The sequence below is a fragment of the Curtobacterium oceanosedimentum genome, from assembly GCF_020297365.1.
Taxonomy (GTDB): domain Bacteria; phylum Actinomycetota; class Actinomycetes; order Actinomycetales; family Microbacteriaceae; genus Curtobacterium.
Genome location: NZ_JAIXIG010000023.1, coordinates 25,836 through 48,424 on the forward strand (window position 1 = coordinate 25,836; position 22,589 = coordinate 48,424).

Annotated in this window: 20 protein-coding genes and 2 tRNA genes; 8 read left to right on the forward strand and 14 right to left on the reverse strand. The window is 71.8% G+C overall.

The annotated features are described in order from the left end of the window. Nucleotides 1–45: 45 nt before the first annotated feature. Together LEL83_RS11340 and LEL83_RS11345 are read right to left on the reverse strand one after the other, a co-directional pair. A complete protein-coding gene (locus tag LEL83_RS11340) occupies nucleotides 46–975 on the reverse strand; it encodes an alpha/beta fold hydrolase (protein ID WP_225558894.1) in 930 nt (309 codons plus the stop codon). A 51-nt stretch (nucleotides 976–1,026) separates the two neighbouring features. After that, on the reverse strand, nucleotides 1,027–1,515 hold the full coding sequence (locus LEL83_RS11345; protein WP_198658366.1) for a peroxiredoxin: 489 nt from the start codon (nucleotides 1,513–1,515) through the stop codon (nucleotides 1,027–1,029). Nucleotides 1,516–1,756: 241 nt separating this feature from the next. On the opposite strand from LEL83_RS11345, the gene aceE reads away from it, so the two are divergent. The 6 genes from aceE (at nucleotide 1,757) to LEL83_RS11375 (ending at nucleotide 9,586) form a co-directional block, all read left to right on the forward strand. Continuing rightward, on the forward strand, nucleotides 1,757–4,501 hold the full coding sequence (aceE, locus tag LEL83_RS11350; RefSeq protein ID WP_225558895.1) for a pyruvate dehydrogenase (acetyl-transferring), homodimeric type: 2,745 nt from the start codon (nucleotides 1,757–1,759) through the stop codon (nucleotides 4,499–4,501). A 7-nt stretch (nucleotides 4,502–4,508) separates the two neighbouring features. Further along, entirely contained in the window at nucleotides 4,509–5,750 is a 1,242-nt protein-coding gene (locus LEL83_RS11355) for a PucR family transcriptional regulator (protein WP_198658364.1), read from the forward strand. Between the two features lie 115 nt (nucleotides 5,751–5,865). After that, on the forward strand, nucleotides 5,866–6,807 hold the full coding sequence (locus tag LEL83_RS11360; protein ID WP_198658363.1) for an ACP S-malonyltransferase: 942 nt from the start codon (nucleotides 5,866–5,868) through the stop codon (nucleotides 6,805–6,807). 62 nt (nucleotides 6,808–6,869) lie between these two features. Further along, on the forward strand, nucleotides 6,870–7,859 hold the full coding sequence (locus LEL83_RS11365) for a beta-ketoacyl-ACP synthase III (protein ID WP_198658656.1): 990 nt from the start codon (nucleotides 6,870–6,872) through the stop codon (nucleotides 7,857–7,859). A 147-nt stretch (nucleotides 7,860–8,006) separates the two neighbouring features. Then, on the forward strand, nucleotides 8,007–8,255 hold the full coding sequence (locus LEL83_RS11370; protein ID WP_017886710.1) for an acyl carrier protein: 249 nt from the start codon (nucleotides 8,007–8,009) through the stop codon (nucleotides 8,253–8,255). 86 nt (nucleotides 8,256–8,341) lie between these two features. Further along, a complete protein-coding gene (locus LEL83_RS11375; protein WP_198658362.1) occupies nucleotides 8,342–9,586 on the forward strand; it encodes a beta-ketoacyl-[acyl-carrier-protein] synthase family protein in 1,245 nt (414 codons plus the stop codon). Between the two features lie 148 nt (nucleotides 9,587–9,734). Here LEL83_RS11375 and LEL83_RS11380 read toward each other — a convergent pair whose 3' ends face one another. From LEL83_RS11380 to LEL83_RS11405, 6 genes are all read right to left on the reverse strand, one after another. Further along, complete coding sequence (locus LEL83_RS11380) at nucleotides 9,735–10,235, reverse strand: DUF3145 domain-containing protein (RefSeq protein ID WP_225558896.1); 501 nt, start codon at nucleotides 10,233–10,235, stop codon at nucleotides 9,735–9,737. 200 nt (nucleotides 10,236–10,435) lie between these two features. Then, nucleotides 10,436–11,260, reverse strand: coding sequence for a DUF1684 domain-containing protein (locus LEL83_RS16265; RefSeq protein WP_225558897.1), 825 nt, complete (start codon nucleotides 11,258–11,260; stop codon nucleotides 10,436–10,438). After that, entirely contained in the window at nucleotides 11,257–12,381 is a 1,125-nt protein-coding gene (locus LEL83_RS11390; RefSeq protein WP_198658654.1) for an AI-2E family transporter, read from the reverse strand. The genes LEL83_RS16265 and LEL83_RS11390 overlap by 4 nt, the downstream gene beginning before the upstream one ends. Nucleotides 12,382–12,388: 7 nt before the next feature. Beyond that, nucleotides 12,389–12,463 (reverse strand) — tRNA-Ile (locus LEL83_RS11395). Between the two features lie 13 nt (nucleotides 12,464–12,476). After that, entirely contained in the window at nucleotides 12,477–13,688 is a 1,212-nt protein-coding gene (locus tag LEL83_RS11400) for a glycosyltransferase (protein WP_225558898.1), read from the reverse strand. A 158-nt stretch (nucleotides 13,689–13,846) separates the two neighbouring features. After that, nucleotides 13,847–14,761: a multidrug DMT transporter permease gene (locus tag LEL83_RS11405; protein ID WP_198658359.1), complete on the reverse strand. Its 915-nt coding sequence runs from the start codon at nucleotides 14,759–14,761 to the stop codon at nucleotides 13,847–13,849. A gap of 39 nt (nucleotides 14,762–14,800) precedes the next feature. Here LEL83_RS11405 and def point away from each other — a divergent pair, with 39 nt between their 5' ends. Beyond that, nucleotides 14,801–15,376, forward strand: a complete 576-nt coding sequence (gene def, locus LEL83_RS11410; protein ID WP_225558899.1) for a peptide deformylase — start codon at nucleotides 14,801–14,803, stop codon at nucleotides 15,374–15,376. A 31-nt stretch (nucleotides 15,377–15,407) separates the two neighbouring features. On the opposite strand, the gene LEL83_RS11415 is transcribed toward def, so the two are convergent. Beyond that, entirely contained in the window at nucleotides 15,408–15,896 is a 489-nt protein-coding gene (locus tag LEL83_RS11415) for a hypothetical protein (protein WP_198658357.1), read from the reverse strand. A gap of 118 nt (nucleotides 15,897–16,014) precedes the next feature. On the opposite strand from LEL83_RS11415, the gene LEL83_RS11420 reads away from it, so the two are divergent. Then, nucleotides 16,015–17,460, forward strand: a complete 1,446-nt coding sequence (locus LEL83_RS11420) for an ArnT family glycosyltransferase (protein ID WP_225558900.1) — start codon at nucleotides 16,015–16,017, stop codon at nucleotides 17,458–17,460. A 181-nt stretch (nucleotides 17,461–17,641) separates the two neighbouring features. Here LEL83_RS11420 and LEL83_RS11425 read toward each other — a convergent pair. From LEL83_RS11425 to LEL83_RS11445, 5 genes are all read right to left on the reverse strand, one after another. Continuing rightward, nucleotides 17,642–17,714, reverse strand: a tRNA-Asn gene (locus tag LEL83_RS11425). Between the two features lie 113 nt (nucleotides 17,715–17,827). Continuing rightward, on the reverse strand, nucleotides 17,828–18,826 hold the full coding sequence (locus LEL83_RS11430; RefSeq protein WP_225558901.1) for a D-isomer specific 2-hydroxyacid dehydrogenase family protein: 999 nt from the start codon (nucleotides 18,824–18,826) through the stop codon (nucleotides 17,828–17,830). Further along, on the reverse strand, nucleotides 18,823–19,752 hold the full coding sequence (locus LEL83_RS11435; protein ID WP_225558902.1) for an ATP-binding cassette domain-containing protein: 930 nt from the start codon (nucleotides 19,750–19,752) through the stop codon (nucleotides 18,823–18,825). The genes LEL83_RS11430 and LEL83_RS11435 overlap by 4 nt, the downstream gene beginning before the upstream one ends. A gap of 150 nt (nucleotides 19,753–19,902) precedes the next feature. After that, nucleotides 19,903–21,597 carry an ABC transporter ATP-binding protein gene (locus tag LEL83_RS11440; protein ID WP_225558903.1) on the reverse strand — a complete coding sequence of 565 codons (1,695 nt, stop codon included), beginning with the start codon at nucleotides 21,595–21,597 and terminating at the stop codon, nucleotides 19,903–19,905. Further along, nucleotides 21,594–22,589, reverse strand: coding sequence for an ABC transporter permease (locus tag LEL83_RS11445; RefSeq protein ID WP_198658352.1), 996 nt, complete (start codon nucleotides 22,587–22,589; stop codon nucleotides 21,594–21,596). Before LEL83_RS11445 ends, LEL83_RS11440 begins: the two co-directional genes overlap by 4 nt.

Here is a 22,589-nt window from a genome sequence, read left to right on the forward strand (position 1 = left end):
GCATCGAGCGACGTTCCACGAGCGGATCGACGACGCCGAGCACGCTCAGACGAGGCCGAGCACCCGCGCGACGGCGTCGGGGCGCTCGACGTGGGCGAAGTGCCCGCAGTCGTCGAGCAGCACCGTGCGGGTCCGCGGGACGAGCGACCGCAGCGCGTCGAGGTCCGACACCCGGGCGAACACGTCGTCACGCCCCGCGATCGCCGTCACCGGGCAGGTGATGCCGCACCACCGGTCGACGTCGCACGCCGCTGCGGCCCGGGCCGCGTCGGTGAACCGCTCCGGCCGGAGCTCGTCGACGAAGGCGTCGAGCACGCTCCGGTCGAGCCGTCGCACGTGCGTGAACACCGGAGCGGCGAGCAGTGGCAGCAGGCCGATGCGGTCGAGCCCGCGCAGCACCGGGAGCGCCGCGGCGCCCGTGACCGTCAGGCCCGCGCGCAGCAGGGTGAACGCCGGCAGGCTCCGGAGCGCGCGCAGCGGGTGCCGTGCGGCGCGGGCGGTCGCGACCGTGGTGCCGGACACCAGGGCGAGGGACCGGACGCGCTCGGGTGCCACCACGGCCAGGTGCATGCCGACGAACGCGCCCATCGAGTGCCCGACGACGTCGACGGTGCCGACCCCGAGCGCGTCGCACACCGCGGTCAGCACCCCGGCGACCCGGTCGATCCCGAACGGGCCGTCGGGAGCGGGTGAGGATCCCCAGCCGGGCAGGTCGACGAGCACCAGTCCTCGGTCACCGACCCCGCCGGCGGCGGTCAGCAGCGGCGTCCAGGTCGACCACGAACCGGCCACGCCGTGCAGCAGCAGGAGCGGGTCCGGACCGGCGCGGTGGTGCACCACGACCGCGCCCGTCGGGGTCGACACGACGGTGCGGGTGAGGCCCCAGGTGCCGGGGGTCGCCCGGACCGGGAAGGGCGCGTAGCCGTCGTCGGCGGTGACCACGCGCGCACGCGGGCCGGTGTCGGTGGCGTGCACCGGGCCTCCCGTCCGCCGACGCGGACGCGTCGGCACGAGGGGTTCGGAACGCTAGCCGACGGCGACGGGTGCCGAGCAGGCCGCGAGCCGGTCGAGCGCCGCCCGGTACTCCGCGACGTCGCGCTGCAGGCCCGGCTCGGTGATGATCGACGCCTTGATGCGGCCCTGCACGTCGATGACGAAGGTCGCGCGGGTCGCGAAGCCCTTGTGCTCGAGGAACACGCCGTACTCCTTCGACACCGCACCGTGCGGCCAGAAGTCGGCCAGGAGCTCGAAGTCGTAGCCGTTCGTCTCGGCGAAGGAACGCAGGGTGGCCTTCGAGTCGACGGAGATGCCGATCAGCTCGATGCGCTGGTCTTGGAACATCGCGATGTTGTCCTGCAGCTCGCACAGCTCGTTCGTGCAGTTCGACGAGAACGCGAGCGGGAAGAAGACGAGGGCGACGGGGCGGTGGCCGCGGTGGTCGCTGAGTCGGACGTGCTCACCGAACTGGTTCGGGAGCTCGAAGTCCGGCGCGAGTGAGCCGATCTCCAGTGCCATCGGTACGTGTGCTTCTTCCTCGGGCGTGGGGTGTGCCCGTCGGGTCGTGCGCACGCGGGTCGCGTGTGCACGATCGGCCATGCTACGCCGACGTCACGCGAATGCAAGCACCCGTCCACCTGCACGACACCATCAGCATCAGCGTCGGCGCTGGGGCCTAGAGTGGACGGGGCCCCAGCCGGTCGTGACCCGACCACCGGAGCCGCCATGTCCACCACCACGAGAACGAACGAGGTCAAGGGTGACGGTGAACGACCAGGACCCGTACAGCACCGGGGCGAACGACCAGGATCCGCAGGAGACCGCCGAGTGGCGTGAGTCCCTGGACGGGCTGGTCCGGACCCACGGCCACCAGCGCGGTCGCGAGATCATGCTGAGCCTGCTCAAGCGGTCCAAGGAACTGCACCTCGGTGTGCCGATGGTCCCGACGACGGACTACGTGAACACCATCGCGCCGGAGAACGAGCCGGAGTTCCCCGGCGACGAGGAGCTGGAGCGCCGGTACCGCCGGTGGATCCGCTGGAACGCGGCCATCACGGTGCACCGCGCGCAGCGTCCCGGCATCGCGGTGGGCGGGCACATCTCGACCTACGCGTCGAGCGCCGCGATGTACGAGGTCGGCTACAACCACTTCTTCCGCGCGCAGGACCACCCGTCCGGCGGCGACCAGGTCTTCTTCCAGGGCCACGCCTCCCCCGGCATGTACGCGCGCGCCTACATGGAAGGGCGCCTCTCCGAGGACCAGCTCGACGGCTTCCGCCAGGAGAAGTCGCACGCCGGTGGCGGTCTGTCGTCGTACCCGCACCCGCGCCTCATGCCGCACTTCTGGCAGTTCCCGACCGTGTCGATGGGCATCGGCCCGATCAACGCGATCTACCAGGCGCAGCAGGCCAAGTACCTGTCGAACCGCGGCATCAAGGACGCCTCCGACCAGCAGGTCTGGGCGTTCCTGGGCGACGGCGAGATGGACGAGGTCGAGTCCCGCGGGCAGCTCCAGGTCGCCGCGAACGACGGCCTCGACAACCTGAACTTCGTCATCAACTGCAACCTGCAGCGACTCGACGGCCCGGTCCGCGGCAACGGCAAGATCATCCAGGAGCTCGAGGCGTTCTTCCGCGGCGCGGGCTGGAACGTCATCAAGGTCGTCTGGGGCCGCGAGTGGGACGACCTGCTCGCCCGCGACACCGAGGGCGCGCTCCTCAACCTGATGAACCAGACGCCGGACGGCGACTACCAGACGTACAAGGCCGAGAACGGCGCGTACGTCCGCGAGAACTTCTTCGGGCGCGACCCGAAGGCGCTCGAGCTGGTGCAGGACTACACCGACGACCAGATCTGGAACCTCAAGCGCGGTGGCCACGACTACCGCAAGGTCTACGCCGCGTTCAAGGCCGCGACCGAGCACAAGGGCCAGCCGACGGTCATCCTGGCGAAGACGGTCAAGGGCTACGGCCTCGGCCCGAGCTTCGAGGGCCGCAACGCGACCCACCAGATGAAGAAGCTCACGCTCGACAACCTCAAGCAGTTCCGTGACGAGATGCGCATCCCGATCTCCGACGCGCAGCTGGACGAGAACCCCTACACGCCGCCGTACTACCACCCGGGCAACGACGACGAGGCGATCCAGTACATGCACGAGCGCCGTCGCGCACTCGGCGGGTACGTGCCGGAGCGCCGCACGAAGTACACGCAGGTCACCCTGCCGGACGACTCGAAGTACCAGGTCGTCAAGAAGGGCTCCGGCAAGCAGGAGGTCGCCACGACCATGGCGTTCGCCCGCCTGCTGAAGGACCTGCTGCGCTCCCCGGACTTCGGCGACCGCGTGGTCCCGATCATCCCTGACGAGGCCCGCACGTTCGGCATGGACGCCTACTTCCCGTCGGCGAAGATCTACAACCCGAACGGCCAGCACTACACCTCGGTCGACCGCGAGCTCCTGCTGGCCTACAAGGAGAGCCCGCAGGGCCAGATCATCCACGTCGGCATCAACGAGGCGGGCGCCCTGGCGGCGTTCACCGCGGTCGGCACCTCGTACTCGACGCAGGGCGAGCCGCTCATCCCGGTCTACGTCTTCTACTCGATGTTCGGGTTCCAGCGCACCGGCGACGCGATCTGGGCGGCGGGCGACCAGATGGCCCGTGGCTTCATGATCGGCGCCACCGCCGGCCGCACCACGCTGACCGGTGAGGGCCTGCAGCACGCCGACGGCCACTCGCCGCTGCTGGCGTCGTCGAACCCGGCCGTCGTCTCGTACGATCCCGCGTACGGCTACGAGATCGGCCACATCGTCAAGGCCGGCCTCGACCGCATGTACGGCACGAACGAAGACGGCTCGCCGAAGCACGACGACCCGAACGTCATGTACTACCTGACGGTCTACAACGAGCCGCTCGTGCAGCCGGCGGAGCCCGAGGGCGTGGACGTCGACGGCATCCTCAAGGGCATGTACCTGCTCAAGCCGAGCGAGCACGACGGCCCGAAGGCCCAGCTGCTCGCCTCGGGTGTCGCGGTGCCGTGGATCCTCGAGGCGCAGCAGCTCCTCGCCGAGGACTGGGGCGTGTCCGCCGACGTCTGGAGCGTCACGAGCTGGGGCGAGCTGTACCGCGACGGTGTCGCCGCCGAGCAGCAGGCGTTCCTCAACCCGAACGAGCAGCCCCGCACGCCCTTCGTCACCGAGCGTCTCCGTGATGCCCAGGGCCCGGTCGTGGCGGTCAGCGACTTCATGCACGCCGTGCAGGAGCAGATCCGCCCGTTCGTCCCCGGTGACTACGCCACACTCGGCGCCGACGGGTTCGGGTTCTCCGACACCCGCCCCGCCGCACGCCGCTTCTTCCACATCGACGGCCCCTCGGTCGTCGTGCGGACGCTGCAGCAGCTGGCGAAGCAGGGCACGGTCGACCACGCGCTCGTCCAGCAGGCGATCGACAAGTACCGCCTGCACGACGTGACCGCCGGCACCACCGGCAGCGCGGGCGGCGAGAGCTGATCAGCGAGTGACGACGGTCCGACCGGACTCGCCGGACAAGCCGGCGCAGAGCCAGGAGAGCGCGCGGGAGCGTGCGCTCTCCTGGCTCCGTCAGGTGTCCGGTGAGCTCTCCACGGCCACCATCAAGCGGCTCGAGGACACCCTCCCCTGGTACAGCGAGATGCCCCCGGGCCGTCGTTCCGCGGTGGGGCTGGTCGCCCAGGCCGGCATCACCTCGTTCATCAGCTGGCTCGAGGGCACCGCGTCCACGCCGTGGATCGCCGCGGCCGACGTGTTCGGCTCGGCACCGCGGGAACTGCTGCGCTCGGTGAGCCTGCAGCAGACCCTGCAGCTCATCCGCGTCGTCGTCACGGTCGTCGAGGAACGCGCCGCCGACGACGAGATGCTGCAGGAGGCGATCCTCAAGTACTCGCGGGACATCGCGTTCGCCGCCGCCGACGTCTACGCCCGCGCGGCCGAGGCCCGCGGCCTGTGGGACGCCCGCCTCGAGGCGCTCGTGGTCGACTCGATCCTGTCGGGTGAGTACGACGACGAACTGCCGTCCCGCATCGCCGCCCTCGGGTGGCACGGGCACGGCGAGGTCGCGGTGCTCGTCGGCACCGCCCCGAAGCAGCTCGAGGTCGACCAGGTCCGTCGCACCGCCCGGCACCTGGACGCCGACGTGCTCGTCGGTGTGCAGGGCGCTCGGCTCGTCGTCGTGATCGGCCGGTCCACCCCGCGGGACGACGTGCCCGAGGGCGAGGAACCCGTCTCGTTCACGACCATCGCGCAGGCCCTCGAACCGCTGTTCGGCGAGGGGCACCTGGTGCTCGGCAACGAGGTCCCGGGGGTCGTCGACGCCTCGACCAGTGCGAAGGCCGCCCTCGCCGGGTTCGCCGTCGCGCGGGCCTGGCGCGGGGTCCCGCGTCCGGCACTGGCCGACGACCTGCTGCCCGAACGCGCCCTGGCCGGCGACCCGCTCGCCCGGTCGGCCCTGGTGCAGCGGATCTACGTGCCCCTCAAGGACCAGTCCACCGAGCTCCTGCAGACCCTGTGGTGCTACCTGGACACCGGCCGGTCGCTCGAGGCCACCGCACGCGAGCTCTTCGTGCACCCGAACACCGTGCGGTACCGCCTGCGGCGCGTGGCCGACATCATCGGGTGGGACGCCACGCACGCCCGCGACGCCCTCATCGTGCAGTCGGCGCTCATCCTCGGCGCGATGTCCGAGTCGGCCACGGGACGCCGGCGCGTCGCTCCTCGGCGGTGAACCCCCAGGGAACCGGCGGTGAACCGCGGGTGATGACGATCCCGACAACGTCGGCGGCGGTTTCGTGTGGGAAGCCCACACGGACCCCGCGGTGTCGGACCGACAGGATTGTCCGGTGATCGTCGTCGTCGCGCCCGGACAGGGCTCCCAGACCCCCGGCTTCCTCGCCCCCTGGCTCGAGGACGCCGCCGTCCGTGAACGCGTCGGGCAGTGGTCCGAGTCGATCGGCGTGGACCTCGCCGAGCACGGGACGAACTCCGACGCGGACACCATCAAGGACACCGCCCTCGCGCAGCCGCTCATCGTCGCCGCCGGCCTGGTGACCGCCGACGCGCTGCTCGCCGACGGCCGTCGCGCCCTGGTCGGCGGGGTCGCCGGACACTCGGTCGGCGAGTTCACCGCCGCCGCGGTCGCCGGGGTCCTCGAGCCGACCGACGCCGTCGCCCTCGTCGCCGAGCGCGGCCGGGCCATGGCCGACGCCGCCGCGCTCGAGCCGACGTCGATGGCCGCCGTCCTCGGTGGCGACGCCGACGCGGTCGCCGCGGCGCTCGAAGCACACGGGCTCGTCCCCGCGAACCACAACGGCGGCGGCCAGACCGTCGTCGCCGGCGCAGCGGACGCGATCGCGGCCCTCGCCGCCGACCCGCCGGCCAAGGCCCGTGTGATCCCGCTCGCCGTCGCCGGCGCGTTCCACACGCGGTACATGGCCCCCGCCGTCGAGCGTGTCGCACCGGTCGCCGCCGCTGCCGCCGTGCAGGACCCGACGCTGCCGATCTGGACGAACGCCGACGGCTCCCGGGTGGACGACGGCCGCCGCTTCGTCGACCTGATGGTCCAGCAGATCGCGAGCCCCGTGCACTGGGACGCGGTCATGGAGTCCTTCTCCGCCGCCGGCGTGACCGGCATCATCGAGCTCGCACCGGCCGGTGCCCTCGTCGGCCTGGCGAAGCGCGGACTCCGCGGGACGCCGACCGTCGCGATCAAGACCCCCGACGACCTGCCCGCAGCGATCGACCTGCTGCAGCGCGCGGGCCAGGAAGCAGACGCAACCGCATGACCGACGCCCCCCAGTCGACGGACGCCGCCACGGGCCTCCAGGCCGACCCCACCGCACGCCCGATGCTCCAGCAGCGCCGCGGCCACGAGTACACCCGCATCCTGGCGTTCGGCGCCGCGCGCGGGGAGCACGTCGTGCCGAACGACGACCTGGTCGGCCCGATCGACTCGTCCGACGAGTGGATCCGGCAGCGCACCGGCATCGTGACCCGCAAGCGTGCCGGCAAGGACGTCGAGGCCGTCGACCTCGCCGAGGCCGCCGCGCGTGAGGCGATCGAGAAGGCGGGCATCGACCCGTCGCAGATCGGCGTCGTGCTCGTCAGCACCGTGACCCACACCGTCGCGACCCCGTCGATGGCGTCGCTGCTGGCCGAGCGCATCGGCGCGACGCCCGCCGCCGCGTACGACATCAGCGCGGCCTGCGCCGGGTACGCCTACGGCATCGCCCAGGCCGACTCGTTCATCAAGTCCGGACTCGCCGACCACGTGCTGGTCGTCGGGGCCGAGAAGCTCAGCGACGTCGTCGACCCGACCGACCGCTCGATCTCGTTCCTGCTCGGTGACGGGGCCGGTGCCGCCGTCATCGGCCCGAGCGACTTCCCCGGCATCGCCCCCACGATCTGGGGATCCGACGGCTCGAAGTGGGACGCCATCGGCATGACCGCGACCTACAACGAGTGGGAGGCCGGGGCACCCCGTCCGACCATGCGGCAGGCCGGCCAGACCGTGTTCCGCTGGGCCGTCTGGGAGATGGTCAAGGTCGCGCGTCAGGCGCTCGAGACCGCGGGCGTCCGTCCGGAGGACCTCGCCGCCTTCGTGCCGCACCAGGCGAACATCCGGATCATCGACGAGTTCGCGAAGCAGCTCGGCCTGCCCGAGACGGTCACGATCGCCCGCGACATCACCACCACCGGCAACACCTCCGCCGCGAGCATCCCGCTCGCCACACACCGCCTGCTCGAGGAGCACCCGGACCTGTCGGGCGGCCTCGCCCTGCAGATCGGGTTCGGCGCCGGACTCGTGTTCGGCGCGCAGGTGGTCGTGCTCCCCTAGCCACCCCGGACGCACCGCGACCACCCGGCCGCACCGCGTTCGTCGTCGGTCGCACCCGCGACCACCCCGACCAGCTTCCGAGCACCCGGACCCCGCGTGCCCTAGGCTGGTCCACGGTCAAACGACACCCCCCTCAAGGAGAAACTCATGGCCCTGTCCAACGAAGAAGTCCTCGCCGGCCTGGCCGAGCTGATCAACGACGAGACCGGCATCGCGACCGACACCGTCGCCGCCGACAAGTCGTTCACCGACGACCTCGACATCGACTCCATCTCGATGATGACCATCGTGGTCAACGCCGAGGAGAAGTTCGACGTGAAGATCCCGGACGAAGAGGTCAAGAACCTCAAGACCGTGGGCAACGCGGTCGACTACATCGTCAAGGCCCAGGCCTGACACGAGCTTCCTGAGCGCCGCGGCCAGCGGACCCCGTCGGCCGCGGCGCTCATCTTGTTCACCCCAACGAAAGAGCACGTCGTTCCATGACCAAGAAGACCGTCGTCGTCACCGGGATCGGTGCGATCTCACCCCTCGCCGCGACCGCCCGGGGGACGTGGGACGCGCTGCTCGCCGGCACGTCCGGCATCACCCGCATCGAGGACCCGCGCTACGCCGAGCTCGAACTCCCCGTCGAGTTCGCCGGCCAGGCGCGTCGGTTCCTCACCGACCAGCTCACCCGCCCGGAGTCGAAGCGTCTCGACCCGTCGTCGCAGCTGTCGCTCGTCGCCGCGCGCGAGGCCTGGGCCGACGCCGGCATCGACCCCGAGTCCGTCGTGCCCGAGCGCCTCATCGTCGACTGGGCGACCGGCATCGGCGGCGTCAACACGCTGCTCGACGCCTGGGACACCCTGCGTGAGAAGGGCCCGCGTCGCGTCCTGCCGATGACCGTCCCGATGCTCATGGCGAACGGCCCGGCCGCAGCCATCGAGATGGAGTTCGGCGCCCGCGGCGGTGCCCGCACCTACCTGTCGGCCTGCGCGTCCTCGACCGAGTCGCTGGCCGAGGCGTACCGCCACGTCGCCGACGGCGACGCCGACATCGTCATCACCGGTGGCGCCGAGGCCGCGCTGCACCCGCTGCCCCTGGCCGCGTTCGCCGCCATGCAGGCCCTCTCGCGTCGCAACGACTCCCCCGAGACCGCGTCGCGCCCGTACGACGTCACGCGCGACGGCTTCGTCCTGGGCGACGGCGCCGCCGCGCTCATCCTGGAGTCGAAGGAGCACGCCGAGGCCCGCGGCGCGACGATCTACGCCGAGGTCGCCGGTGCCGGCATCACGTCCGACGCCTTCCACATCACCGCGCCGGACCCCGAGGGCAGCGCGGCCGCCCGTGCCGTCATCACGGCCCTCGAGCACGCCGACGCCAGCCGCGAGGACGTCGTGCACGTCAACGCCCACGCCACCTCGACCCCGGTCGGCGACGTCGCCGAGTACCACGCGATGCGCCGCGTCTTCGGCGACCACCTCGACGACGTCGTGGTGTCCGCGACCAAGGCGTCCACCGGGCACCTGCTCGGTGGTGCCGGTGCGATCGAGGCGGTCTTCACCGTCCTCGCCCTGCACGAGCGGGTGGCCCCGCCGACGATCAACCTGAACGACCAGGACCCGGAGATCGTCATGGACGTCGCGCGCGAGCCGCGCGCACTGCCCGACGGCGACCTGCTCGCCGTGAGCAACTCGTTCGGCTTCGGCGGCCACAACGCCGTGGTCGCGTTCCGCAGCGCCTGATCCGCAGCACCCGGTCTGGAGGCCCGTCCCGCGTCGTCGGGGCGGGCTTTCGTCGTCCCGCCCTCAGCGACAGTCCACGCGCCGCTCGCCGCGTGAAGTGTCGCTGAGCGCGAAGGTCCGCACCACGCGCGGGCGCGCGGAGCGCGGGTCAGCCGACGCGGTGCAGCCAGACGACCGGGTTGCCCTCGGCCGCGTGACGGAAGGGCTCGAGCTCGTCGTCCCACGCCTGGCCGAGGGCGAGCCGCAGCTCACGGTGGAGTTCGAGGGCGTTGCTCCCGGCGACCTCCATCGCGTAGCGGACGCGGTCCTCCGGGATCACCATGTTGCCCGTGACGTCGGTCTGCGCGTAGAAGACGCCGAGGTCGGGCGTGTGCATCCACCGGCCGCCGTCCGACTCGGCCGTCGGCTCCTCGGTCACCTCGTAGCGCAGGTGCTCCCACCCGCGCAGGGCCGAGGCGATCGCGGCACCGGCGCCCACCGCACCCGTCCACGTGAACTCGGTCCGTCGTGCACCGTCCTGTGCCGGCTGGTCGAGCCACGAGAAGTTCACGGCGCGGTTCATCGCGCGGCCTGCTGCCCATTCGACGTGCGGGCAGAGCGCGCGGGGTGAGGAGTGCACGTAGAGCACTCCTGTCGTCGTTCCGTTCACGGTTCCTCCGATACGTCAGGTGCGACTTCCCCATCGACCTGGTGCGGAGGCTCCCGACCCCGGAGGGCACGGAACCATCGGTGTGCGATTGTGGTGTCCCGACAGGACACGCCCATTATGCAGCGCCCGTGCTGGGAACGGCAAGGACGGAACGACCGCGTTCCCGTCGCACGGTGTCGAACGGTGCAGTAACAGACGATTCAGTGCAGGACGGCGCCGTCCGTGTCGACCGGGTGCCGCTCCCCCGCCGTGACGGCGACCGTCAGGCGGTTGTCCTCCGGCGGGATCGGGCACGCGTACTGGTACGAGAACGCGCACGGCGGCAGGACCAGCAGGTTCCAGTCGAGTTCCACCGACGCCTCGGCCCCGGGGTCGTCGAGGTACAGGAACCGCCCCATCGAGTACGAGCTGCCGGGGTCGTCCTCGGGCAGGGCGCTCGTGGCGTCCTGCACGATGAGCTGCAGGCGCGGTGCTCCGCGGAACGCGGCGGACCGGACGGCGAGCAGACGCACGGTCGCGTCGCCGACGGTCGTCTCGACGTGCCCGGCGATCGGCAGCGCGTCGCCGGCTGCGTCGAGGACGCTGCCACGGGCCTCCAGGTCGTCGCCCACCAGCGGGACGTACCGGCCGGTCCGGACCCACCCGTCGGCGTGGTCGAACCGGGCGATGCGCGCGAAGCGGGCGATCGCGTCCGATGCCGGGTCCCAGACGCGCAGGGTGTCCCCGTTCACCGTCCCCGCAAACCCGTCCGGGAAGGCGACGGTGGAGGGCACGACGGCCGTGTCGCCGGCCACGAGCACCGTCCCGTCGACCGTGACCCCGTCGACGAGCACGCCGTCGCCCGCCTCGGCGGTGACCGTGAGGCCACCGACCGCGGGCGCCCACGTCCCCGGAACCGGCCAGACCGGCTGCGGGGTGTCGACGTGCTGCGCGTTCACCAGGGCGAGCGGCCCCCGGGGACTGCGTGCCCACGCGTCCCGCTGCTCGGCGTGCTCGGCGGACCGGGCCGTTGACGTGTCGGTCACGCCTGCTCCTGACGGGGGTAGATGACCTTCTGCACGATGATGATGACCGATGCCGCGACGGGCAGGGCGACGAGCGCGCCGAGCACACCGCCGATCGTGCCGCCGGCGACCGCGGCGATGACCACGAGTGCTCCGGGCACCTGGACCGCACGGGACATGATGCGCGGGGAGATCAGGTAGGCCTCGACCTGCATGTAGACGAGGTAGTAGATCGCGGCGGCGAGGGCCGTGGCCGGCGACGCGAAGAAGCACAGCAGCGAGATCACGATCGCGGCCGCCAGGGTGCCGACGAGCGGGATGAGCGAGCCGAGGAACGCGAACGACGCCAGCAGCACGGGCAGCGGGGCGCCGATGATGAGCAGGAACACCAGGCTGAGGATGCCGTTGATGAGCGCCTGCGACACCTGGCCGACGACGTACCGACCGACCGCCTGGGTGATCTGCTCGCTCACGTCGATGAAGTTCTGACGGCGAGACGCCGGCACGAACCGGTAGGCCGCGCGCTTCATGCCCCGCATCGACGCCAGGAAGTACAGCATGAGGATGATGACGATGAGCGCGCCGGTCACCCCGGACAGGATCCCGCTGCCGACCGCCAGGATGCCTCCGCCGACGCTGAGCAGGTTGCCCGGCTTCTCGACGAAGGCCTGCAGCGACTGCAGCGCGTGGTCGATGTCGAACGAGCCCGCGAACTGCTTCGACAGGTCCTGCACCCACGGCTGCTGGGAGATGTCCCGCACGATCTCGGGGAAGTTCTGGATGAGGTTCGACGCCTGCTCCACCAGGACCGGCACGACGGCGAACACGATGCCGGCGAACCCGCCGAGCACGCCCACCACGACGATGGTGATCGCCGCCCACCGCGGGATGAAGCGCTCGAGGAACGACACGAGCGGGTCGATGCCGAGCGCCAGGAACAGCGCGACACCGATGTACACCAGGACCGTGCTGAGCTGACCGACGATCGAGCCGGCGAGCAGGGCGACGAGCACGCCGATGGCACCCATGAACCCGATGCGGAAGGCGTTGACGCGCACGCCGGTACCGCCCCGGGTCACCTCGAACGTGACGTTCGGGGTCGGTGCGTGGTCGTCCTGCGAGGTGTCGCGCTTCCTTGGCAAATGCACGTGGGGCGGGCGGGACTCGAACCCGCGGATCGTTCGGTTATGAGCCGACTGCCTTGACCAGCTTGGCTACCGCCCCTCGCCGGGGACCGTCAGGCCACCGGCTCCCCACGATACAGCGCCTCGAACGTCGCGAGCGTGCGGTTGATGTCGTGTGCCTCGATCATCGTCAGGCTGCGGTCGCGCATCGCCACGTAGTCGTCGTCCGGTGCGGTCAGCACGCCCGTCAGCTTCGCGGCGAGGTCCTCGACGTCGCCCGGGCGGAACAGTGCCCCGTTGCCGTCGATGAGGTGCGGGAGCGCCATCGAGTCGGCCGCGACGACCGGCAGGCCCGACGCCATCGCCTCGAGCGACGAGATGCTCTGCAGCTCGGCGGTCGACGGCATCGCGAACACCGTCGCGTTCGTCAGGGCCTGCTGCTTGCGCTCGTCCGAGACGAAGCCCAGGAAGCGCACGCGGTCCTCGACGCCGAGCTCCTTCGCCAGGACGGTGAGCTTCGGGATCATCTCGCCGTCGCCGACGATGGTCAGGGTCGCGGCCAGTTCGGCGGGCAGCACCGCGAGGGCCCGGACGAGCACGTCGAGGTTCTTCTCCGGCGCCACGCGACCCACGAACACGATGTCGTTGCCGACCGGGCGTCCTTCGCGGGCGACGTAGCGGGACGCGTCGATGCCGCACGAGATCGCGAGCACCTGCTGCCCGGCGATGGCCTTGCGCAGGTAGTCGGCGGCCAGGTTCGTCGGTGTGGTGATGGTGTCCGCCAGGCGGTAGGTCTTGGCGGCGTCGCTCCACGCGATCTTCAGCGCGAGGGGCAGCGTCCACTTGCCGAACGGCGTGTACTCGAGCAGGTTCTCTGGCATGAAGTGGTTCGTCGCGATGACCCGGATGCCGCGGTCGTTCGCCTCGTGCACGATGCCGCGGCCGATGACCACGTGCGACTGGATGTGCAGGACGTCGGGCTGCACGGCGTCGAGGATCGGGCCGGTCCACTTCCGGACGCTCCACGGCCACACGAACCGGAGCCACGGGTGCAGCGGCCACTTGTAGGACTTCAGCCGGTGCACGACGAGCGTGACGCCGTGGTGCACCTCGTCGAAGGTGCCGTGGTGACGGCTCGAGGCCGGGGCGACGACGTGGACCTCGTGCCCGCGCTCGGCGAGCCCGACGGCCAGCTGCTCGGCGAAGGTGGCCGCACCGTTGACGTCCGGCGCGAAGGTGTCCGCGGCGATCAGCACGCGCAGCGGTCGGTGGCCGCCCGTCGCACCCGTCGGTCCGGCGGTGGCGGTGGTGGCGTCTCCTGACACGGCGGAGTTCGTCCTCTCGTGGGCGATTGCTGGTCGGCAGCGACGCTATCGCACCAGGATCGGCGGTCGCGTCAGCCGCGCGGATGAGGGCGGCGGTCGCCGGGCGCTGCGCACCGCACAGCGGCCGCCCCGCCGCGCCGGTTCCGCTCCGGGCGGCGTCAGCTGCGCGTCTGGGGGTGGTGCTTCGCGAGCAGGAACACACCCGTGATCGCGATCGCGGCCGCGACCACGAACCCGGCGACGGCGAACGCCGGCGCTCCCGCCGCCTCACCGAGGACGACGACGCCGATGCCGACCGCCACGATCGGGTCGATCACCGTCAGCCCCGCGATCACGAGGTCGGCCGAGCCGCTCGAGTACGCGTTCTGCACGAAGTACCCACCGAGCGACGCCGCGACGACCACGCCGACGATGGCGAGCACGGTGAGCCAGTCGAAGGTGTGGTTCACGAACCGGTTCAGCACGACCTTCGCCAGCGTCGCCACGAACCCGTAGAGCACCCCGGCCCCCACGATGTAGTACAGCGCGCTGCGGTGCTTCGCCACCACCCGGAACGACACCAGCACGAGCACCAGCACGACGGCCAGGATCACCAGGACGGTGACGAGCTGCTGCCGGGTGATCGCGCTCTCGTGCCCGACGAACGCCGCGATCCCCACGAAGATCCCGACACCGACGATGCACGTCCACACGGCGCGCTTCGCTCGACGACCCAGGGGCACCCCGGACGACCGCGACGAGAACCACGTCGTGATGACGAGGGCGACGGCGCCCAGGGGCTGCACGACGATCAGGGGGGCGAACGTGATGCTGACGAGCTGGAGCACCACCGCGATGCCGAGCATGAGCGTGCCGAGCACCCAGTAGCCGCTCGAGACGAGCCCGACGACGTGCCGGACGCTCAGCCCCTTCGACTGCCGACCGAGACGTGCCTCGACCCGCTGCACCCCGCGGCTCTGGAACTGCGCCCCGAGCGACAGGAACACCGCACCGATGAGCGCCACCGGGATCATCAGCGCCTGGAACGGCGTGAGGTTGCTCACGGCGTCGGGCAGCTGGAGGTCCGTCGTCACGCGTCGAGGCTACCGTCCCCCGCCGGATAACCTGGGTGAATGGCCGTTCTCCCGATCCGCATCACCGGCGAACCCGTCCTGCACGAGCGTGCAGCCGAGGTCACCGCGTTCGATGACGACCTCCGCACCCTCGTCGCCGACATGTTCGAGACCATGAACCTGGCGCCCGGCGTCGGCCTGGCCGGACCGCAGGTGGGCGTCGGCAAGCGCCTGTTCGTGTACTCGTACACCGACGACGACGACGTCCTGCACCGGGGCGCCGCCGTGAACCCCGTGCTGTGGACCACGCCCCCGGTCCCCGAGTCGGTCGAGGAGCTCGACGAGGACGACGAGTCCGAGGGCTGCCTGTCGATCCCCGGTGAGCGGTTCCCGCTCCGCCGCTCCGAGGGCGCCCTGCTGCGAGCCGTCGACGAGCACGGCACGCCGTTCGAGGTCGAGGCGCACGGCTGGCTGGCCCGGATCTTCCAGCACGAGTACGACCACCTGGACGGCTGGCTCTACGCCGACCGCCTGGTGCACCCGTACGGCAAGCAGGTCGCCAAGGCGATCCGCAAGAGCAGCTGGGGCGGCCCCGGGCAGTCCTGGCTGCCGGGGCGCGACCACCCCGAGGGCTGACGCCCGCGAGCGGACGGCCTGGAGGCGCGGGTCATCCCCGGTACGCCGCCGACGCGTCGCGCAGACGGTCGACCTCCGGGTGGCCCGGGCAGTACTGCAGCAGGCCGGCCGCGACGTGCGCGGCGACGGCGTCGGTCACCGACGCCGTCCACGGTGCGACCCCGCGCTCGGCGCAGACCCCGGCGAGCTCGACCATGGTCGCGTCGCCACGCGCAGCGTCGACCGCCGCCTGCTGCTGTGAGGACGGCACCGACCCGGTGAGCCGCTTGGCCGTGCACGACGACCGTCGGGCCTCCCACACCGCCGAGTAGGTCGTGTACGTCGCCCCGTCCTGCCCGTCGCCGTCGCACACGAAGGCGAACACCACCGGCGACGCCCCCGGACCGACGCCCGTGCCGGAACTCGTCGGGTCCTCGGTGCCGTCGGTGTCGGGACCCGCACCGCTGCACCCGGTGAGCCCCGCCGTCACCGCCACCACGACGCCGAGCATCGCGAGGCGGGCGGAGCGGGAACGGAGCACCTGAGAACGCTAACAGCATCAGCCGCACACGACCCGCACGGCGGCTCCTGCGAAGATGGACGCGCAGCACCGAAGCCTGGAGGCCCCCATCCCCCGCCCGCACCCCCGCACCGTCCGTGTGACGGCCCTCGTGGTCGTCGCCCTGGCCGCCGTGTTCGTCACCACGTGGCACCTCGGCCGACCGACCATCGTGAACGACGAGTTCGTGTACCTCCGCGCGAGCTGGGCCTACGTGCACGGGGACTTCTCGTTGAACCTCGAGCACCCACCGCTCGCCAAGTACGTCTACGGTGTGGCGCAGCTCCTCGCGGGACAGGGTCCACTGGGCCCCCGCCTGGTCGCCGCAGCAGCGGTGCTCGGGACCGGCGTCGTCCTGTTCCTCTGGCTGCGTCGCGAGCTCGGGTTCTGGACGGGGCTCGTCGCCGCCGGTCTCTGGTGGCTGACCCCCCGTGGGTCGGGCGCGACGTGGGCGGAGGCCGGCTCGGTCATCGGCGTCCGCATCGACCGCTTCGCGATGCTCGAACCGCTCATGGTCTTCTTCGCCGTGGCGTCGCTCGCCGCTGCGTGGACGTGGATGCGGACCGGCAACCGGTGGTGGGTCGCCGCCGCGGGAGCCCTCCTCGCCCTGTCCGTCACGTCCAAGGTGTCGACCGCGGTGCTCGTGCTCGCCATCGGCGCTCTGCCGCTGTTGTTCCGTCGCTGGCGGGACCTGGGGGTCGGCGCGCTGTACGGCGGCGTGGCCTTCGTGGTCGTCTTCGTGGTCGTGTACCTGCCGGTCGGGCTGTTCCGCGCGATCGGGCAGATGCTCCGCTTCCAGGCGCAGCAGAACGCGCACGGGCACCCGACGACCATCCTCGGGACCGTCTGGCCGACGGCGCCGTGGTGGGCGAACTTCGCCTTCCTCGCCGACGGAACGGGCTGGCTGCTGCTCTCCGTCCTGGCCGTCGGGGTCGTCGCGGCCCTCGCCGTCCGACCGGACCGGCTCGTCGCGTACCTCGGCACCGCCCTCGGCGTCTTCCTCGTCTTCTACGTCATCGTCGCCAACGTCTCACTCCCCTACTACTACGACGCGTGGATGCCGCTGATCATCGCCCTGGCGGCGATCGGGTACGGGCGCCTGGCCACCGTCCGTCCGCCGGTCGGACGCATCGCGGCGGTCGTGCTCGTCGCCGCGCTGCTGGTCCCGGTCGTGCGGCTCGGCGTCGCCGTCGTGCAGACCCGGCCGAGCGGTGTCGCGATGCTGAGCGAAGCACTACAGGTGCGGGGCAAGGACGACGAGAACGTCCTCTTCGCCCGCTTCAGCGCGAACACCTGGCGGATCTACTTCGGCGACCGCGGGACGCAGAAGCCCCAGTTCGGCCCGTTCGACGCCGTCGTCGTCGGGCACGACGACCGCCGTGCCATGCCGCCGCAGGTCCGGACGTTCCTGTCGGAGTACGACGACCAGCTCGAGCACTTCCGGCTCGACTACCTGGACGTGTACGTCACGAAGACCGGCGTGATCAACGACAACGACCGCGACGGCACCCTCAGCATCGAGCCCGAAGAACTCGACAACCGCTGACGCGCACACGCCGGCGTCCCACGCACACGCCGGCGTCGTCCCTCGACGCCCCGAACGGTCGAGACACCGCCGAATCCGGAGGCGTCTCGAGTACGGGGCGGCGTGCAGCGAACCCGCCGCTGTCCTCCCCAGCTGACCGGGAACGCAGAAGGCCCCCACTCCGAGGAGTGGGGGCCTGACGCTCCCCGAGTTGGACTCGAACCAACAACCTGCCGGTTAACAGCCGGCTGCTCTGCCAATTGAGCTATCGAGGATCACTGTCCGCTGGCGAATGACGTGCGAACAACGGGTAACAGCATAGCAGCACCCGGACGCCCACCACCGCATCGGACACGCCGCCCGGGCGCGCCGTCGCCGGACCGGCGGATCAGTAGCCCGCCTCCGGATCGACCACGCCGACGAACCCGTCGCCGCTGCCGTCCAGGAACGCCGCGGTGTTCAGGCGCACCCGCTCGGCCAGCAGGGGCGCGACCATCTCCGGGGTGTCCGCCTGGTGCGGCGTGACGATCGCACCGGGCTCCGACCACAGCGGGTGCCCGTCGGGCAGCGGCTCCGGGTCGGTCACGTCCAGGCCGGCGGCGGCGATCTCGCCCGTGCGCAGGGCGTCGACGAGTGCGTCGGTGTCGATGAGTCCGCCGCGGGCGATGTTCACCAGCCGGGCGGACGGCTTCATGATGCGGAACTGCCGCGCGCCGAACAGCTTCGCCGTGCCGGAGGTCATGGCCGCAGCGATCATGACGACGTCGGCGTCGGGCAGCACGTCGTCGAGCGCGTCGGTCGTGACGGTGCGCGAGGCACCGGGCACCGGGTCAGCCGAGCGGCGCACCACGGTGACGTCGACGTCGAACGGGGCCAGCAGCCGCAGGTACTCCACGGCGATCCCGCCCGCGCCGATGACGACGACGTTCCGGCCGTACAGCGAGACCCCCTCGGGCTCGGTGGCCCACGACGACGCGCGGGCACGCTTCTGCAGGACCCGCAGCGTGCCGAGGGTCAGGGCGAGGGCGTGCTCGGCGACGGGCTCCGCGTAGGCACCCTTCGCCGACGTGAAGAGCACGCGGTCGCCGTGCGACGCGATCAGGTGCGCGAAGGCGTCCACGCCGGCGAACGGCAGCTGCACCCACCCAACCGCGGGCGCGGCGTCGAGGGCCTCTGCGAGCCCGTCGGCGTCCTGGGCGTCGAGCCAGACGATACCGCGGGTGTCCGTGTCGAGCGGAGCGACGGTGCCGCCGGCCTCGGTCACGGCCGTGACGTGCAGGTCCGTCGGCTCCGGCAGGACCGCGACGGGTCCGGCCTGCGGCGGGTCGACCGGCAGCGCTGCGTTCGACGCCGGGACGACGGCGCGGTGGCCGCGGGCGGCGCTCACCGGGTCTCCTGCCGGTCGGTCCGGGGGGCGGCGCCGGCGGCGACGGGCCGTCGGGGTGCGGTCGAACGGCGTGCCGTGCTGGTCGTCGGGCGCCGCTTCACACCGCGGGCCGCGGTGGACGCGAGCGTCTTCACGTAGGGGTCGACGGGGTTGTCGAGGACCTCGTCGAAGGTGCCGAGGCCGACCATCCGCCCGTCGGCCATCACGGCGACGCGGTCGGCGAGGGCGCGGGCCTCGCGCAGGTCGCTCGACACGACGACGGCGGAGAACTGTCGACCGCGCTGCAGGGTCGCGAGGGCCTCGAGCACCGACTGACGCACGAGTACGTCGACGCCACGAGCGGGTTCGTCGGCGACGAGCAGCTGCGGCTCGAGCACCAGGGCCTTCGCCAGCGCGACACGCTGCCGCTGCCCGCTCGACAGCTCCCACGTGTTCAGGCGCATCACGCCGAGCGGCAGGTGCACCGCGTCGAGCAGCCGGGCGACGATGAGCCCGGCCTCCTTGCGGTCGAACCGGCGGTCGCGGGCGTATATCGGTTCGGCGACGGCCTCACCGACGGTCAGGTCCGGGCTGAGCCGGTCGGCGCCGTCCTGCGGCAGGTAGCCGATCCGGCCGCTCAGCCGCTCCGCCTTGCGCGACGACGGTCGGAGCCCGCGGGTCTTCTGCCCGAGCACCGTCAGCTCACCGCCGACGATGTGCCGGCGCAGGGCCCCCTCGCCCTCGCCGTGCGAGCCGAGCTGGCCCGCGAGCGCGGCGGCGAACGTCGACTTGCCGGAGCCGGACTCGCCGAGCAGCGCCAGGATCTCGCCCTGTCGGACCGTCAGGCTCACCCCGTCGACCGCCCGGATCGGCTCCGACCCCCGTCCGCCCCGGTACTCGATCGACACGTCGTCCGCGACGACCGCCGGTCCGTTGACCGCGATCATGGGTCCCCTTCCACGCCGCCCCCTGGCGGCGGTTCGCGACGGGCCGCGGTGTGGCAGGACCGTCGTGCGTACAGCAGTGGAGACGACCGCCCTGGAGGCCCGACCAGCGTCGACGACGCTGGTCGGGCCTCCAGGGCGGGTGCCGTCGGGTCAGGACCCGGCGCGCTCCAGTTCCTCCAGCGTACGCCGTCGCTCCGCCTGCTCCGCCGGGTCCGGCACCGGCAGCGACGCCAGCAGGCGCTGCGTGTACGGGTGCTGCGGGCTGCCGAGCACCTGCGCGGTCGTGCCGGTCTCGACCAGGTCGCCCCGGTACAGCACGGCGATGCGGTCCGACAGTGCGCCCACGACTGCCAGGTCGTGGCTGATGAACAGCGACGCGAAGCCCAGGTCCTGCTGGAGCTCGAGGAAGAGCTCGAGCACGCGGGCCTGCACGGACACGTCGAGCGCGCTGGTCGGCTCGTCGGCGATGAGCAGCTTCGGCCGGAGCGCCAGCGACCGTGCGAGCGATGCCCGCTGCCGCTGGCCGCCGGAGAGCTCGTGCGGGTAGCGGTCGCCGTACGCCGCTGGCAGCTGCACGGCCTCGAGCAGCTCGTCGACGCGCTTGCGGGCCGCACGGGGACCCGAGGCGACGCCGTGCACGACGAGCGGCTCGGCGACGCACTCGGCGATCGTGAGCAGCGGGTTGAACGAGGTCGCCGGGTCCTGGAACACGAACCCGATGTCCTTGCGGTGCCGCTTGAAGTCCCGCTCCTTGTAGCCGAGCATCTCGGTGCCGAGCACGTCGAGCGAGCCGCCGGTGATCCTCGTCAGCCCGGCGATCGCCCGTCCGATGGTGGTCTTGCCGGAGCCCGACTCCCCCACCAGGCCGAGGACCTCGCCGGGGCGGATGTCCAGGTCGACGCCCTTGACCGCGCGGAACGCCGGCGCCCCGAGACGACCCGGGTACTCGATCTCCAGGCCCTTCGCGCTGACGAGGGGCTCCACGTCGGCCGTGATCGCCGCACGGCGGGCGGTGCCCGTCGACGCCTCGAGCCGGGGCACGGCGGCGAGCAGACGCTTCGTGTAGTCGGCCTGCGGCGCCGCGAACAGCTGCGCGACCGGGGCCTCCTCGACGACCTCGCCCTGGTACATCACGGCGACGCGGTCGGCCAGGTCGGCCACGACGCCCATGTTGTGGGTGATGACGACGATCGCCGCGCCGAACTCGTCGCGGCAGCGCCGGAGCAGGTCGAGGATCTCGGCCTGCACCGTCACGTCGAGCGCCGTGGTCGGCTCGTCGGCGATGATCACGCTCGGCTCGAGGGCGAGCGCGCTCGCGATGACGACGCGCTGCTTCTGGCCGCCGGAGAACTGGTGCGGGTAGTGGTCGACGCGGGTCTCCGGGTCGGGGATGCCCACGCGGCGCAGGTAGTCGATGGCCTTGACCCGCGCCTCCTTCTTCGACACGCCGCCGTGCGCGCGCAGGCCCTCGGCGATCTGCCACCCCACCGTGAAGACGGGGTTGAGCGCGGTCGACGGCTCCTGGAACACCATCGCGCCGGCCGTGCCCCGGAGTTCGCGGAGCTTCGCCGACCCGACGCTGACCACGTCGGTGCCGTCGAGGTAGACCGCGCCGCCGATCGTCGCCGTCTCCGGCATGAGCCGGAGCATGCTGCGCGCCGTGACCGACTTGCCCGAGCCGGACTCGCCGACCAGGGCCAGGACCTCGCCCGGCCGGACGTCCAGGCTGACGCCCTTGACGGCCTCGACGGCGCCGCCGTCGGTGGCGAACGTGACGGTCAGGTCGTCGACGACCGCCACGGGCGTCCCGCCGTCGGCCTGGAGGCGCTTCGTTGCGTCCGTCATGCGGCCGCCCCTTCCGTGCTGGCCGCCTGCTTCCGCGACACCAGCTGCTTGAGCCGGCGTCGCGCGCGCAGACGGGGGTCCGAGATGTCGTTGAGGCTCTCGCCGATGAAGGTCACGCCGAGCACGAGCACGACGATCGCGACACCGGGGAACACGCCGGTCCACCAGACACCCGACGCCACGTCGGACAGCGCCCGGCTGAGGTCGTAGCCCCACTCCGCGCCGGCGGTCGGGCCGATGCCGAACCCGAGGAATCCGAGCCCCGCGAGGGTGAGGATCGCGTCGCTGGCGTTGAGCGTCAGGATGAGCGGCAGCGAGCGGGTGGAGTTCCGCAGCACGTGGCGCGTCATGATGCGCCACGGGTGGGTGCCGAGCACCCGGGCGGACTCGACGAACGCCTCGTTCTTCAGGCGCACCGCCTCGGCCCGCACGACCCGGAAGTACTGCGGGATGTACACGACGGTGATCGAGATCGCCGCCGCGACGATGCCGCCGGCGTAGCTGGAGTTGCCGCCGGAGATGACGATCGACACGACGATCGCGAGCAGCAGCGACGGGAACGCGTACACCGCGTCCGCCACCACGACCAGCGTCCGGTCGAGCCAGCCGCCCAGGTACCCGGACACCATGCCGAGCAGGACACCGATGGTGATCGAGACGATGACGGCGACGATCACCACGAGGACGGCCGTGCGGGCGCCGTAGACGACGCGGCTGAACACGTCGAAGCCGCCGACGGTCGTTCCCCAGATGTGCTCGGCACTCGGGGCGCCGGTGCGCGGGAAGCTCTGGCCGTCGGCGCCCTGCAGCTGGCCGAAGCCGTACGGGGCGATGAGCGGTGCGGCCAGGGCGACGATCAGGTAGAGGGCGCAGATCACCACACCGGTGATGAGCATGCCGCGCTGCCAGCCGGTGCTCTTGCGGAGCTGGACCACCACGGGCAGCCGCTTCCAGAACGGCTCGTGGCGGTCGACGAGCGAGGTGTCGGCCAT